This is a genomic window from Croceibacterium xixiisoli, from assembly GCF_009827305.1.
In the GTDB taxonomy this organism is placed as follows: domain Bacteria; phylum Pseudomonadota; class Alphaproteobacteria; order Sphingomonadales; family Sphingomonadaceae; genus Croceibacterium_C; species Croceibacterium_C xixiisoli.
Window position 1 is genome coordinate 1,136,536 of record NZ_WTYJ01000001.1, and the last position, 15,088, is coordinate 1,151,623.

14 protein-coding genes are annotated in these 15,088 nt (G+C 63.6%); 10 read left to right on the plus strand and 4 right to left on the minus strand.

Annotated features, from left to right (window positions below):
* Positions 1–119 precede the first annotated feature (119 nt).
* Both GRI97_RS05420 and GRI97_RS05425 read left to right on the plus strand, forming a co-directional pair.
* Positions 120–584, plus strand: coding sequence for a hypothetical protein (locus GRI97_RS05420; RefSeq protein WP_161390068.1), 465 nt, complete (start codon positions 120–122; stop codon positions 582–584).
* Positions 585–618: 34 nt separating this feature from the next.
* Complete coding sequence (locus tag GRI97_RS05425; protein WP_161390069.1) at positions 619–1,104, plus strand: hypothetical protein; 486 nt, start codon at positions 619–621, stop codon at positions 1,102–1,104.
* 172 nt (positions 1,105–1,276) lie between these two features.
* Here GRI97_RS05425 and GRI97_RS05430 read toward each other — a convergent pair whose 3' ends face one another.
* On the minus strand, positions 1,277–2,788 hold the full coding sequence (locus GRI97_RS05430; RefSeq protein ID WP_202392586.1) for a hypothetical protein: 1,512 nt from the start codon (positions 2,786–2,788) through the stop codon (positions 1,277–1,279).
* Between the two features lie 169 nt (positions 2,789–2,957).
* On the opposite strand from GRI97_RS05430, the gene ppk2 reads away from it, so the two are divergent.
* The 5 genes from ppk2 (at position 2,958) to GRI97_RS05455 (ending at position 9,271) form a co-directional block, all read left to right on the plus strand.
* Entirely contained in the window at positions 2,958–3,878 is a 921-nt protein-coding gene (gene ppk2 / locus GRI97_RS05435; RefSeq protein ID WP_161390070.1) for a polyphosphate kinase 2, read from the plus strand.
* A 199-nt stretch (positions 3,879–4,077) separates the two neighbouring features.
* Complete coding sequence (locus tag GRI97_RS05440; RefSeq protein WP_235917609.1) at positions 4,078–5,517, plus strand: OprO/OprP family phosphate-selective porin; 1,440 nt, start codon at positions 4,078–4,080, stop codon at positions 5,515–5,517.
* A gap of 140 nt (positions 5,518–5,657) precedes the next feature.
* The gene (locus tag GRI97_RS05445; RefSeq protein WP_161390072.1) at positions 5,658–6,746 is read left to right on the plus strand and encodes a phosphate ABC transporter substrate-binding protein PstS; all 1,089 of its coding nucleotides are present in this window, start codon (positions 5,658–5,660) and stop codon (positions 6,744–6,746) included.
* Positions 6,747–6,771: 25 nt separating this feature from the next.
* On the plus strand, positions 6,772–8,508 hold the full coding sequence (locus GRI97_RS05450; protein WP_161390073.1) for a Na/Pi cotransporter family protein: 1,737 nt from the start codon (positions 6,772–6,774) through the stop codon (positions 8,506–8,508).
* A 205-nt stretch (positions 8,509–8,713) separates the two neighbouring features.
* Positions 8,714–9,271, plus strand: coding sequence for an outer membrane protein (locus GRI97_RS05455; RefSeq protein WP_268891175.1), 558 nt, complete (start codon positions 8,714–8,716; stop codon positions 9,269–9,271).
* A 66-nt stretch (positions 9,272–9,337) separates the two neighbouring features.
* Here the strand turns inward: GRI97_RS05455 and GRI97_RS05460 are convergent, their stop codons facing one another.
* Positions 9,338–9,880 (minus strand): pseudouridine synthase, encoded by a 543-nt coding sequence (locus tag GRI97_RS05460; RefSeq protein ID WP_161390075.1) that lies wholly within the window; start codon positions 9,878–9,880, stop codon positions 9,338–9,340.
* Between the two features lie 239 nt (positions 9,881–10,119).
* On the opposite strand from GRI97_RS05460, the gene GRI97_RS05465 reads away from it, so the two are divergent.
* Entirely contained in the window at positions 10,120–10,968 is an 849-nt protein-coding gene (locus GRI97_RS05465) for an energy transducer TonB family protein (protein ID WP_161390076.1), read from the plus strand.
* A 25-nt stretch (positions 10,969–10,993) separates the two neighbouring features.
* Here GRI97_RS05465 and purN read toward each other — a convergent pair whose 3' ends face one another.
* Positions 10,994–11,956 carry a phosphoribosylglycinamide formyltransferase gene (gene purN / locus GRI97_RS05470; protein WP_161390077.1) on the minus strand — a complete coding sequence of 321 codons (963 nt, stop codon included), beginning with the start codon at positions 11,954–11,956 and terminating at the stop codon, positions 10,994–10,996.
* 58 nt (positions 11,957–12,014) lie between these two features.
* Positions 12,015–13,121 (minus strand): phosphoribosylformylglycinamidine cyclo-ligase, encoded by a 1,107-nt coding sequence (gene purM / locus GRI97_RS05475; protein WP_161390828.1) that lies wholly within the window; start codon positions 13,119–13,121, stop codon positions 12,015–12,017.
* A 67-nt stretch (positions 13,122–13,188) separates the two neighbouring features.
* Between purM and GRI97_RS05480 the strand changes: the two genes are divergently transcribed.
* Positions 13,189–14,469: a heavy-metal-associated domain-containing protein gene (locus GRI97_RS05480; RefSeq protein ID WP_202392587.1), complete on the plus strand. Its 1,281-nt coding sequence runs from the start codon at positions 13,189–13,191 to the stop codon at positions 14,467–14,469.
* A 4-nt stretch (positions 14,470–14,473) separates the two neighbouring features.
* Complete coding sequence (locus tag GRI97_RS05485) at positions 14,474–15,082, plus strand: P-loop NTPase family protein (RefSeq protein WP_161390078.1); 609 nt, start codon at positions 14,474–14,476, stop codon at positions 15,080–15,082.
* Positions 15,083–15,088 lie beyond the last annotated feature (6 nt).

Here is a 15,088-nt window from a genome sequence, read left to right on the forward strand (position 1 = left end):
GTGCGGGGAGGGGGCCGCCAACTCCCAAGTCATTCGCCCGTCATCTCATTCGGGCAATCGCGCGATCATTCGGGGTGAATATCGGGGGTCTTATGCACATGCATTGTGTGGCGGCGCTGGTGGCGCCGCTTTCTTTCGTGGCGGCGGTTGCGGGGGCGCAGGATGCCCAGCCGCGTGGCAGCTGGTTTCTTGAACAGGCGAACAGAGGGATCGTGGTTGCCGGAGTGCTGGGGGCCAATGCCCAGGGCAAGGAATATGCGCTGCGGCTGACCTGCGCTTCCGGCGACACCGGGGAAATAACTTCCAGCTTTTCGGCGCAGGAAGGGAATGCAGACGCGCTGGCCAACAAGAACACCGTGGTCGAAGCCATGCGCGGCGATGCCGTGCTGAACAGCTTTCGCGTCAATGGCTTGTCGCAGGATGAATTCTACCTGCATGGCAAGCCGACGGCGGTGGTGCTGGAAAGCTGGCGCCGGGCCGATCGGCTGGTGGTGCGATCCGGCAATCACAGCATTGTGCTGTCCGCACGCGGTTCCGCCCAGGTGCTGGACGGCCTGACCAATGGCTGGGGCTGCGGCTTCTGATTGATAGTCTGCTGATGTTGGAAAGGGATAGCTGATGAAACAGATCACAAGTACGGCCATCGCCTGCCTGATGCTGGCGGCGTGCGGGCAAGGTAGCCAGGCTGATAACCAGCCCGATGGCGAAGCTGTCGCAACCACAGCGCCTGCAAGCAGCGCGGCGTCTGCCAGCCCGGTGGCCGCTGCGTCCGATGCGGTTGATCCGGCTTGGCTGGCGGGTGCCTGGGTGGCCAAGGATTATTACTGCGGCAGCGGCGCGCCGATCCGCTTCGATGCGGATGGGGCCTATGGCACGGAAGGATCATCCGGCCGCTGGACGCTGGACCAAGGCAAGATCACGCTCACGTACCGCGAACAGGAAGCCGCCAGCGATGAACCGCCGGGGCCGGAGCAGCGCGTCGATCTGGCAGTCGTGCGGCTTGGGGCCAATGAAGCGCGGCTGGACGACGTCCTCTATCGCCGTTGCCCGACCAGCACTGCTGATGAACCCTGGCATCCGGGCGAGACATTCTACACTGAGTGAGGTTGGGTCGAAACTCCCACCACACCCGCTCAGACTGAGCTCGTCGAAGGCTGCTCGCCGTCGGTTGCGCCCTGGGGCAGGGTAGTGCCTGCCCTTCGACGGGCTCAGGTCGGACGGGGGTCTGAGTGGCGGGGATGAGTTGGTGGCTCATTCCCGGGCGTTGCGATCACCCTCAGCGCGGGATCGTGCGGCAGGATGATCCGCTGCCGAAATCGGCGGTATCGGAATCGCAGGTCCAGCCTTTGTACCAGTCATCGGCGCTGTTGCGCACGGCCCCGATGTAACTGGTGGTTACCATGAAGCTGCCCAGCGTGGCCGCATCGAAGGCCGGTACCGCCGCTTCATTCGATCCGTTCACCACCAGGCTGGTGAGGGTCGAGGTGAAATTGGGGCGGTTGTTGGATGCGCTGAAATCGAAGATCTGCGCCCAGCTGGCCTCGGTAATCTGGCTCGAACGGGGGAAATTCCCCTCTCCGCAGGAAATGGCGACCGATCGGAAAACCGGCGGGCCCTGATCCTGCAGCGCGCTGTCGGCGGCGCGGAAGGTGGTGCCGCCGGTGCCGGCGATATCGAGGCAGGCGCCCGGCGCCACGACCACGCCATTGACGGCGGTGAAATCGGCCCCGCCACGGATCAGCATGGCGGCGGCGGGATTGGTCGATCGGGCGATGAAGGTAAAATTGGCCAGCCGGGTCCATTGCCGGGGCAATGAATCCTCATTGCCGGGCGAATCCGCCTCCACAATGTAGTCGCCCGATCCGCCACCGGCGCGCTGCACCGTGATCACGAACTGCAGAAAACCCTGATATCCCTGATCGGTATCCAGGCTGTCATCATCATTGCCGGTCAGCACCAGATGGCGGGCATTGGCGCGGCCGCCGAACCATTCGATGGCATCGTCGGACGAATTGTGCACCTGGATATGGTTCAGCGTGGTGGCTGATCCGACCCCGGCCAGCGTCAGCCCGTTGATTTCCTGATCGGGCGCGATTTCGAACCCGGCATAACGGATCTGGACATATTGCAGCGTGCCGCTGTTGTCCGTCGCCTGACCCCCGCCATAGATCAGATCGCGCAGCCCTTCATAAGCCTGTTCGCAATTGTCGGTGCCGGGGGTGACATTGCGCAGGCAGTCGGACACCGGCGCGCGGCCGAGCATGATGATGCCGCCCCACTGGCCCTGGCTGTCGTCTGTGGCCAATCCTTCGACATTGCTGCGGCTGGTGAAGACGATCGGCGCATCGCGCGTACCAACCGCTTCCAGCCGTGATCCCCGGTTTACCACCAGATAATCGAGCCCACCCGATCCGAACACCACCACGCCGGGTTCGACGCTCAGCGTGACCGGAACCCCGCCCGGATCGCGCCCGTCACCGCCGACATCGCGGCCGATTTCCACCCGCCCGGATATGGAATAGATCGTGCCGTCGCGACGCGGCAGGGTCAGGTTCTGCAGGATCCGATCGGGCAGCACACAGCTGCGAAGATTGCCGATCACGCCATCATTGATGAACTGATCGGGGCAATTGGCCGCCGGGCCGGTTGGCGTGGGATCGGTCGGGCCGGGGGTGGGGCCCGGTGTCGGCCCGCCGGAAGAATCATCGCTGCCGCCGCAGGATCCCAGCAGGGCCGCCGCGAACATCAACGGCAGGCTGATCAGGCATTTGGACAGGCTGGTGCGCATGGAATCCGATCATCCATTCAGGCCGGGTGCGGGCAGGCAGGCCAGCTAAAGCACGCAAGCGCTACATTTTTTTGACGCCATTGGTTTGATGCAGGCTGGTGCCCCGTCACGCGCCTGTCATGGCAAGGCGACAGACGTGCACGCCTGTTAACCAGAACGGGATGTACCCATGACGATTTCGGGCCTGTCTTCCTTCGAAATGGATCGCGTCAAGCAAGAGATTGCCGACAGCTTTGATGAAGAACTGGAAATGGAGATCGACGAAAGTCGGCTCGAATCCATGTTTCAGGACATGTCCGACCATCCAGAGCAGGAACAGATCGACCGCCGCGTCTATTTCCGCGAATTGTTCCGCCTGCAGCATGAACTGGTGCGGTTGCAGGATTGGGTGCAGCACAGCCGGCAGAAGGTGCTGGTCATCTTCGAAGGGCGCGATTCCGCCGGCAAGGGCGGGGCGATCAAGCGCATCACCCAGCGGCTCAACCCGCGCGTCTGCCGCGTTGTCGCCCTTCCGGCCCCGACCGAGCGTGAACGCACGCAGTGGTATTTCCAGCGCTATGCCGCCCATCTGCCGGCCGCCGGCGAAATCGTGCTGTTCGATCGCAGCTGGTACAACCGGGCTGGCGTGGAACGGGTGATGGGCTTCTGCACCGAGAATGAGGTGGAAGAATTCTTCCGCTCGGTCCCCGAATTTGAACGCATGCTGGTCCGTTCGGGCATCACAGTGCTGAAATACTGGTTCTCGATCACCGATGATGAGCAGCAGTTCCGGTTCCAGATGCGCATCCACGATCCGCTCAAGCAGTGGAAATTGTCCCCGATGGATGTCGAATCGCGCCGCCGGTGGGAAGATTACACCCGCGCAAAGGAAGCGATGCTGGAACGCACGCATATTCCCGAAGCGCCCTGGTGGGTGGTGGAGGCCGTGGACAAGAAGCGCGCCCGGCTGAACTGCATTTCCCACCTGCTGGAACAGTTTCCCTATGCTGATGTGCCCAAGGATCCGGTCGTGCTGCCGGATCGCGTCCGGTATGAGGATTACACCCGCCATCCGGTGCCGCGTGAGATGTACGTCCCGGAAAAATTCTGAGCGATCCCATGAATTGACCGATCGAAATTGACCCCGGCGACCCTTGGTTGCCGGGGCCAATGTATCGGCAGGATCGAAGTTGTAAATTGTTGCTCGATCTTTGCTGAAGGACATCAAAACGTAAAAATCCGCTGTCACCCGCTGGATTGTCTTCCCGAAGGATAGTCTTTCAGTCGGAGCGGTAATGCCTGCTACCCGTTTGACATTGCTTGCGCTTTTTACCGCATCCTGGCCCAGCATGGCCATGGCGCAGGTGGCGGATGCCTCTGCTGCCGCTGAGGGGGAAGAAAGCCCGGCCCAGCTGCGCGAAGAGGTGATCCGCCTGCGCGCCGAGGTGGCGGCGATGCGCGCGGAAATGCGCAGCCTGCGCGAGGAATTCACCGCTGCGAGCCCGGCACCGACCGGGCCGGCGCTTGCCGCAACCGGCGTTGCGCCAGCGGCCAATGTTCCGGCCAGCGCATCGGCGCCTGTCAGCGTTGCCGCCGCAATCCCGGCGGCGGCCGATCCCAATGCCATCCACATGAGCTGGAAGGGCACGCCGGAATTCAAGGCCGATGAGGACTGGAGCTTCAAGCTGCGCGGCCGCATCCAGATCGATGGCGGATATCTGAGCGCGCCGGCATCGCGCTTCAGCGGTCAGGCGGATGGGCGCGGTTTCACCACGCGCGTGAGGCGTGCCTACATCGGCACGCAGGGCACCATGCCTGGCGGGTTCACCTATCGCGGGGAAGCCGAATTTGCCGGCAACACCGTGTCCTGGACCGACCTCTATCTCGCCTATGACAAGGGGCCCTTCACCATCACCGTGGGGCAGCATCATCCCTTCACCTCGATGGAACAGATTCAATCCGATCTGTTCCTGTCGTTCAACGAACGTGCCGCCTTCATCGGGGCATTCAATCTGGAACGGCGCGTGGGTCTTTCGGCCGGGTTCAAGACCGGCAACATCCAGCTGAATGCCGGGGTTTTCACCGATGACATCGGCAGCCTCGTGAATGACGGCAACAAGAGTGTCAGCTTCGACGGGCGGGCGGTGTGGATGCCGAAGATTGGCCCGACCCAGCTGCATTTCGGCGCGTCCGCGCATTATCGCGAACTGGGTCGCTTCCAATCTTTGCTCGGCAGTCGCTATCGCCAGCGGCCCTATATTGCCACGACCGATATCCGCTACATCGATACCGGCATCCTGACGGTCGACAATGAAACCCATTACGGGGCGGAATTCGCGCTGAACCGCAAGCGGTTCCACCTTGCGGCCGAAGCGGCATGGATGATTGTGGATCGCCCAGTCGATGCCGATCCGACCTTCTTCGGCGGCTATGCAGAGGCGGGGCTGTTCCTGACCAATGATACGCGCAGCTATCGCGGCACGGTGTTCGATCGGATCACGCCGACCAGCCCGCTGGGCGATGGCGGTTTCGGCGCGCTGGAGCTCAATCTGCGCTTCGATCATCTCGATCTGACCGATGGCGGGATCGGCGGGGGCACGCAGGATGGCTTTGGCGCAGGGCTGATCTGGACGCCGGTCGCCTATGTCCGTTTCATGCTCAACTACATGCACCTGATCTACGATATTCCCAGTGCCCAGCCGAAATTCACCACGGATTCTGTGGGGATGCGGGCACAGGTGGATTTCTGATCCTGTAACGAATTGCATGAAATGTAAAATTTTCTGAAAATCGATCTTGGACAAAGAGTTACGCAAAAGTGCCATAGAAGAATAATAGTTAATGAGAATTAATTTCTGATTCCAGAACTGTTAGGGGCGGCAAACGGATCATGTTGACGAGTTCATCCGATGGCATTCCTGTTCTGGAAAGCCGCAGTGTAGTTCGTCGACGTTTCATCATGTCGCTGGGCGTGGTGGCCATTATCGGCGCGATTGCGCTGTTGCTGGCCGGGCGGGGCGGCAATGACCGGGTGGAAGGCAGCGGCTCGACCGCGCTGCAGCCGCTGATCCAGCGGCTTTCGGTCGATTTCCAGAATGCCCGTTCCGGTGACGAAGACTGGGTGTCAGGCAGCAGCGGTATCGATTACGAAGCGGTGGGATCGTTGGGCGGGGTGATGCGGCTGGCCGATCCGGAGATGGATTTCGCCATCACCGATTATCCGCTGTCCACCAGCCATCTGGCGCAATTGGGTGCGGTGCAGTTTCCGCTGATGATCGGCGGCGTGTCGCCAGTCTACAATCTGGGGCCCGCTGGCGCGAACACGCCGCCCTTGCGTTTCAGCGCGGCCACGCTGGCCCGGCTGTTCAGCGGAGCGATCACCCATTGGTCTGATCCGGCGATTGCGGCCGACAATCCCGGTGTGACGCTGCCCGATCTGCCCGTGAAACGCGTCTATCGCACCGATGGATCGGGCACGACATTCAACTTCACCCGCTTCCTGGCGGAACGTGATGCCGGTTGGAAAGGTCGCTTCGGCGCGGGAACCACGGTGGACTGGAGCAAGGCGACAGGCACGGGCACGGGTGTGAAGGGCAGCCGGGAAATGGCCGACAGCGTTGCCGCCACGGCTGGCGCGATCGGCTATCTCGAAACCGGGCAGGCGCGCCGCGCCGGGCTTTCCATCCCGCTGCTGCGCAATGATGCCGGCCAGTTCGTGGTGCCGACCGATGCCAATCTGCGCCCCGATGCCTATCCACTGACCGCGACTTTCTACGCCGTGATTAAGCGCGACAATGCCTCGCCCGCGGACAATGCCCGGGTGCTGCGCTTCTTCGCATTCCTGCTGGATCAGGGCGGCGGAGCGGCCAGATCGCTCGGCTACGTTGCCCTGCCGGCCAGCGAAATCTCTGACGTGCACGCCATCTGGGCGCGCGATCTCGGCGCGGATCACATCCGTCCGGGCCAGACCGGAAACTGACAGACCACGGGTCGAAAGGGCAGTTATGGAAGTCGATATCTTCAAGGAAATCATCGTGCCCGTGATTGGCGGGCTGGGCATATTCATGCTCGGCCTGGAATTCATGGCCAACGGTATTCAGGCCCTTTCGGTCACCAAGATGCGCGAATGGCTGGCGAAGACGGCCGGAACCCCGGCGAAGGGCGTGCTTGCGGGCACGCTGATCACCGGCGTGATCCAGTCTTCCACCGCCATGACGGTCATGACGGTCGGTCTGGTCAATGCCGGCGTCATCGCGCTGCGCCCGGCGATCAGCGTGATCATGGGCGCCAATATCGGCACCACGCTGGGCAATGGCCTGATCGCTCTGCCGCTTGGGCCGCTGGGCCTGCTGTTCGGCGGGATCTTCGGTCTGGTCTATTGCTTCGGCAAGGGGGACCGGGTGCGCAATATCGCGCTCGCCTGTCTCGGCTTCGCGCTGATCTTCTATGGCCTTAACCTGATGACCAGCGGGTTGAAGCCGCTGAAGGACATGCCGGAAATCATGGCCGTCATCTCCGGCCTGGATGCTTCGACCTTCGCCGGTGTGGTATCCTGCGCGCTGATCGCGGCGCTGATTACCGCGATGATCCACTCGTCATCCGCCACCATCGGCATCGTGATGGGGCTGGGCGCATCGGGCGTGCTGCCGTGGGAAACCGCCATCGCCTTCGCCATCGGTGCGGATCTGGGCACCACCATCACCTCTTGGATGGCTTCGCTCAACCTCACCCGCAATGCCAAGCGGGCGGCCTATGCCCACATCGCCTTCAACTTCATCGGCGTGGCTGTGGTCCTGCTGCTGTTCTTCCCCGCACTCGAACTGCTCAAATACGCCATGACCTTTTTCGGCGGCGATCCCGGCGTGCCGGTGATGGTGGATGGCAAGCAGACCTTCCCGCTGGTGCCGCTGGCGGTGGGGCTGTTCTCGATCGCATTCAACATCTTCAACGTGATCATCCTCTATCCCTTCATCGGCACCTTCGAACGCGTGCTGTCGCGCATCGGCCATACCGATGCCGACGATATCGAGGATTTCTCGATCCCGCGTTATCTGGACCGCAAGCTGATCGATGATTTCGTTGCCGCCGTCCCCGCCGTGGAACAGGAAACCCGCCGTCAGGTGCAGGCCGCGGCGATGTTCCTGGATATCGCGCGCGACAAGCCGGGCATGCCCAAGGATCCGGGCGAACATTATGCCGCGACCGATCTGCTCGGCCGGGACATTCGCACCTATTCCGCCGCGCTCTTCCGCGAAGACATGCCGCGTGACCACCTCGATCTGGTCGCCAGCCTGATCGAAGAGGTGGATTTCACCGGCAGCCTGTCCGAAACGCTGCACCAGATCGCCCGCCGCGTGAAGCGGGAGGAATTTGGCGAGGCCAGCCGGGGCTTCATCACCGAAGCGCTCGACCGGCTGGATCAGTCGCTGACACCGCTGCTGTTCCCCGCCGATATGCCTGAGGCGCGCATGCCCGCTGGCCACAGCCGGGTCGAGCCGATCGAGAAACTGCGCTGGCGCATTCTGGAACGCGATCGCCATGTTCCCGCCGGGGAAAAGGGCGCGCTGCTGGCGTTGCTGGGCAGCATCGAACGCGCCGAGGTGATCATCACCCGCATTGCCGATGAACGTGCCTCGGTCGATCGCGCCGGCATCCTCGCCCGCGCGCGCCGCGGCGAATCCCGCGCGCCGCAAAGTGAAAGGCGGACCGACGATCATGGAGAACTGGTTCCGGCTCTCTGATCGACCAATGCTGTGAAACAGGGGAAGGGGCTGGCGCGTCGCCGGCCCCTTTTTTGTGAAGAAGTGACCGCTCCACACAATCTCCACACTTCCTAAACACGCCCCCGACGATGCTGCCCCACATGTCACCTGCGGAGAATGAAATCCGCGTTTCAATTCAGGTGACACAGTGAAAAGATATCTTCCGTTTGCAGCCCTTGCCCTGATGGTTCCGGCCATGGCTTCCGCCCAGACATCCGGCGAAACTTTCTCTGGCCCCTATATCGGCGTGCAGGGTGGCTGGAATCAGGGCCAGGATGAGGACGTGCTGACCGGCCCGGGCCGCACCGGCGCGAAGAAGAGCGGCGTCGTGGTGCGTGGCGTGGCCGGTTATGGCCATGCGATCGGCGAACATGTGGTCATCGGCGCAGAGGCGGGCATCGCCACCGGCGGGCGGGACATTTCCACCGTGAACGGCACCTCGCAATATATCACCAACCCCGGCATCACGCTGGATGCGGTGGCCCGGCTGGGCGTGAAGCCGATCGACAATGTCATGCTGTTCGGCAAGGCGGGTTGGGCCTTCCAGCGGATCGAGACCACGCTGATCACGCCGAGCCAGCGCCTGACCGACAAATCTTCCGAACATGGTTTCCTGTTCGGCGGCGGCGTTGAAGTGGGGGTGACCCCCAATGTCGCGCTGCGGGCTGAATTCGACCGCGTGTCCTTCAACGACAATTATGCTCGCAACCGCGCGCTGGCGGGTGTCAGCCTGCGGTTCTGATCGCTTGCCCAACTTCCCGCCCTTGCCTGATCCCTCGACCCTGACCCCCAGGCAAGGGCGGTTTTTCTAGATTTCGCGCCATTCCCCCGGAGCAATTCCGTCCAGCGTCCAGTCGGCAATCTGCCAGCGGATCAGCCGCAGCGTGGGCAGGCCCACGGCAGCGGTCATGCGGCGGACCTGCCGGTTGCGGCCTTCGCGGATGGTCAGCTGCAGCCAGCAATCGGGCACGCTCTTGCGAAAACGAACCGGCGGATCGCGCGGCCACAAATCGGCTGGCGGATCGATGCGCTTCACCTCCGCCGGCAGTGTCATCCCATCCTTCAGTTTCACGCCCCGGCGCAGGCTTTCCAACGCACCGGGCTGTGGATCTCCTTCCACCTGCGTAAGATAAGTCTTGGGCGTCTTGTAGCGCGGATTGGCAATGCGTGCCTGCAACTGACCATCGTCAGTCAGCAGCAACAGCCCCTCGCTGTCCAGATCCAGCCGTCCGGCGGGATAGACGCCGGGGCGCTTGATATAATCGGCCAGCGTCGGCCGCTTGGGCCCGGTGCTTTCATCGGTGAACTGGCAGAGCACGCCATAGGGCTTGTTGAACAGGATCAGCGCCATGGGGTAATGATCCTGTGCGTGTTTTCGGGGGTGAACATGGTCGGTTTCATGCGCTCGCTCTCGCAGACTGTCAAAGCGGCGACCTTCCTAAGGGGAAACACGTGCATCCCCATCAGCGGTTGAGCATGGTTAACGCGGCGGCGTAGAGCGCCCGGTGGAGGGCGGGGGGATTTTCAATGCAGGCAGATCGGCTCATCACATGCGCGCGTGCCGCACTGACGGCAGGCCTGTGTGCGGGGATGGGCGTATCTGCCGTTGCGCAGCAGGCCACTCCGGTTGCAACCACGGCGCAGCGGGTGGTGGCCGCACCTGGTGCTAGCCAACGGATCGGGGCGTGGTCGATCAGCCCGCTCGATCAAGCGCGTTGCGCGATGCGCGCCAGGGGCGGACCTGGCCTGGCCTCGGCGATTCGCCTGAGAGAAATGCGCTATGATTACGACGGCATGGCGCTGTTCCTGCAATTCCATCTCGATGGTGAGACGCCGCCGGCTGGCAGCTATCTGGTCACGCTGGGTGGCCAACCGGTGGCCCAGGCGCGGCTGGCGGCGGATGGGGCCGGGGCCTTGTTGCGCGTGCCGGTGGACAGTGCCCGGCTGCCCTTGGTGCGGGCGGGTGGTGCGCTGTCGTTCGTGCATGATGGCGTGGCCGTGCTGTCCGGCACTCTGCCGGTGGTGCCCGCAGGGAATTCCGCGGCGGATGGCTTTGCCGCGCTGGCGCAATGTCAGCAGCAATTGTCGGTCGATCCCTTCCGCCTGTCACCCAATCGCGCTGCCGCGCCGCGTTTCAGTGATGACATGCTGTTCACCGATTTCCCGCTCAGCGATGTACCGGGTGTCAGCCGTGCGACGCGTTTCATGGCGCAATTGCGCTATGGCGCATCGGGCCGGGTCGAAAGCTGTGCCGTCACCCGGTCGAGCGGTGTGGCGGCGGTGGATGATACGCTCTGCGATCTGTTGCAGAGGCGAGCCCGCTTTTCCCCTGCCACCAATGCCCAGGCGCAGCCGCAACCGGGCAGCTATCGGGTCCAGATCAATCCCCGCCGGCTGGCGCGCGATCAGCTGGAATGCCAGCTGGTGGATGGCTGCTGATCACGGCTGCGCGTTGCGCTGACGGTCAGAAACTGTCGGCGATATCCAGCATGCGCGTCAGCCGCTTGGGCGCGACGGCGCGCCAGCTGCGTTGCAGCCATTCGCTGACATGGGCCCAATCGACGCCCGGCCGATCCAGCCGCAGCGCGATCCAGCCGCTCGCTCCGTAATAGGCGGGGCGATAATAGAGATCGGGCTCCGCCTCGATCAGGGCGTTCATTTCATCCAGCCCGCCGGTCTTGACCAGCAGGGACACGGCATCTTCGCCGTGATGATTGACCGAAACATAGGCGAAGAACTTGCCCGATTTTTCCCCGCCGACACGCCAGCCAGCGGCGCCGTGCGATTCGCGCGGCTGCGTCTCGGGCAGGGCCAGCGCCAGTTCGCCGACCTTGGCGATGATCCAGTCCGGATCCATTTCGCGCCCGACATAGCGCGCCAGCACGCTGGGGTAGAGCTGATATTCGGCAAACAGCACGCGGCGTGCCAGCGTATCGCCCGTGTCGCCGGGCAGGATAGCGACGGCGATCTGGCCCAGCACCGGCCCGTCATCCAGCTCCGGCGTGACCAGATGCACCGAACAGCCGCCATGGCTGTCCCCCGCAGCGATCGCGCGGTTGTGCGTATCCAGCCCCTTGTATTTGGGCAGCAGCGCGGGGTGGGTGTTAAGCATGCGCCCATCCCAGCGGGCGACGAATTGCGCGGACAGCACGCGCATATAACCGCACAGGGCGACATAATCGGCACCGGCGGCGGCGATTTGTTCATGCATGATCGCATCATGATCTTCGCGCGCCAGCCCCTTGTGGCTGTGCGCAAAGGTGGCGATTCCTTCGGCGGCGGCGATGGCGAGGCCGGGGGCGTCCGGCTTGTTGGACAGCACCAGCACGATTTCGAACGGACAGTCAGGCAGGCGCGATGCATAGAGCAGCGACGCCATGGTCGTGCCCGAACCGGACAGCATCACTGCAACCCTGGCCTTGCTCATCGCAATCCCTCTTTCTTCAACCGGCCGATAGATCGCGCCAATGATCAAGCCCAAATGATCAGGCGTTATGCGTAGCGCTCCATGCCTCGGTCGCACGCCAGTTGCCGGCGCTGCCGCGCACGGTGCAGCCCTTTGGTCCCTCGACGATTTCACCGATCCGCGCGACTTCTTCGCCCGCTGCTTCGAGTTCGGCGACCACTTCGGCGGCGAGGTCCGGCGTCACGGCCAGCACCATGCCGATCCCGCAATTGAAGGTGCGGGCCATTTCGCCGGGCTCGATATTGCCCTGGCCTTGGATGAAATTCATCAGCGCCGGCTGTTCCCAGCTGTCGGCATCGATCACCGCATGGGCGCCTTCGGGCAGGACACGGGGGATGTTTTCCAGCAGGCCGCCGCCGGTGATATGCGCCAGCGCATCGATCTTGCCCGCGCGGATCACCGGCAGCAGGGTCTGCACATAGATGCGGGTCGGGGCGATCAGCGCGTCGATCAGATCGATGGCGGAATCGAACGGCGCGCGTTCCTTCAGGCGCCAGCCCATGTCTTCGGCCAGCCGGCGGACCAGCGAATAGCCGTTGGAATGCACGCCCGAACTGGCCAGGCCCAGCAGCACATGGCCGGGCGCCACGCGATCGCCGGTCAGTTGTTCGCCGCGTTCCACCGCGCCGACGCAGAAGCCGGCCAGATCGTAATCACCGGCCTGATACATGCCCGGCATTTCAGCGGTTTCGCCTCCGATCAGCGCGCAGCCGGCGATCTTGCAGCCTTCGGCAATGCCCGCGATCACGCGTTCGGCAACGCCATTGTCCAGCTTCCCGGTGGCGAAATAATCGAGGAAGAACAGCGGTTCGGCGCCCTGAACGATCAGATCGTTCACGCACATCGCCACCAGGTCCACGCCCACGCTGTCATGCTGGTCGAAATCGATCGCCAGCTTCAGCTTGGTGCCGACGCCATCATTGGCGGCGACGAGCAGCGGATCGGCATAGCCGGCAGCCTTCGGATCGAAGAAACCGCCGAAACCGCCGATTTCGCCATCTGCACCGGGCCGGCGGGTGGATTTCACCAGCGGGCCGATGGCCTTGACCAGCGCATTGCCGGCATCGATGGAAACGCCCGCCTGGGCATAGGTATAGCGATCGGAAGGGGGATTGTTGGAAGCCATGGAACGCGCTTTATCCATTCGCGCTTGGATTTCCACTCGCCATTCGGCAAAAGGCCCCCGAAATTTCATGGCTTCTCTTGCACCCACCCTCCCTTCGCCCCGGCGCCAGCTGCCCGCCCTGATTGCCGGCGGGGCAATCGCGCTTGCCCTGATCGCCGGTGGAGCGGCCCTGGTGGCGCAGGTTTCGGGCGATCGCGGCATCGCCCCAGTGGCGAGCACGACCGATATCGAAGTCACCGGGATCGAGGTGAATGTTTCGGGCGACAATCCCGAAGATGCGCGTCGCAAGGGCTGGATCGAGGCGCAGCGGCAGGCCTGGGCCAAGATCGGCGGGGCGTCCATGCCCGATTCGCGAATCGCATCGCTGGTTTCGGCCATTGTGGTCGAACATGAGGAAATCGGCCCGCGGCGCTATGTCGCCCGGCTGGGGGTGATCTTCGACCGCGCGCGTGCTGGTGGCATCATCGGCGCCAACAATGCCCGCGCCCGTTCGGCGCCTATGCTGACCTTGCCGATGCTGATTTCCGGCGGCAGCGAAACCATGTTCGAAACCCGCAACCCGTGGCAGCGGGCCTGGGCGGAAAAGCAGCTGGGCGCCAGCCCGATCGACTATGTCCGCCCGTCCGGCATGGGTTGGGAATCGCTGTTGCTGACGGCGGGGCAGACCGGCCGGCGCAGCCGCGTGTGGTGGAACGATGTGCTGGGCCAGTTCGGCGCGGCCGATGTGCTGATTCCTATTGCGAAGCTGAGCTGGCAGTATCCGGGCGGCCCGATCGAAGGCCATTTCACCGCGCGCTACGGCCCGGACAATCGCTTTCTGGGCGAATTCACACTGCGCGCGGCCAATTCGGAAAAGCTGCCGGAAATGCTGAACCAGGCGGTGGACCGGTTCGACCGGATGTTCGCTGGTGCGCTGGCCAATGGCACCCTGCGCCCCGATCCGACGCTGGCGCTCGATTCCGTGCAACTCAGCCCGCAGGTGCTCGCCCTGATCGAGGCAAGCCGTCGCGCCGAAGCGGCCGAGCGGGCCCCGCTGCCGACCCCGACTGCCAGCGCCAGCGCATCGGCGACGCCGATCACCCCATCGACACCTGCGACCGAAGAGACGGTTCAGTCGACCTTCGTCGTGCAGGTCGCCACCGCAGACGCGGCCGCTTTCGATGCGGCCATCGCTTCCATTCGCAGCGCAGCGGGTGTGCGTGGGGTCGCGATCGGCAGCACGGCCATCGGCGGCACCTCGGTGATGCGCGTCACCTACGCCGGGGACATTGCCAGCCTTGCCACCGCCTTGCGCGGGCGTGGCTGGACGGTCAATCAGGGCAGCAACGCGCTCGCCATCAGCCGCTGAGGCGATGTCCCAGTTCGCCCTTCCGCTGGCGGTGCGGGCATCGGGCCCCTCTCGCGTCATTGTCGGGTCGGCCAATGCCCATGTGGTGGAGGCTTTGTCTGCGTCTGAACATTGGCCGTTCCATACCGCCGTCCTGACCGGGCCGCCGCGATCGGGCAAATCGTTGCTGGCGCGTTGGTTCACCGGGCGCGGGCTGGGCGATGTGGTCGATGATGCCTTCTCGATGGATGAAACCGCCCTGTTCCATCACTGGAACCGGACCCAGGAAACCGGTGTGCCGCTACTGCTCATCGGCGGGGTGCCGCCCTGGCGGATCAGCCTGCCTGATCTGCAATCGCGGCTGGGTGCGGCATTGCAACTGGAAATCGGCCTGCCCGATGATGCCATGGCTGGCGATCTGCTGCTGTCGCTGGCTGAGGAACGCGGGTTGCCCTTGGGGGAAGATGCGGTCGGTTATCTGATCCCCCGAACGGGGCGGTCTCAGGCCGATCTGGAACGACTGGTCGCCATGATCGACCGGCTGAGCCTTGAACGCAAGCAACCGGCCACCCAATCTATCTGGCGAGCAGCGCTTGAGGCCGTCCACGGTCCGCAAGAGCCTCGCTTGCTTTGAGACCGG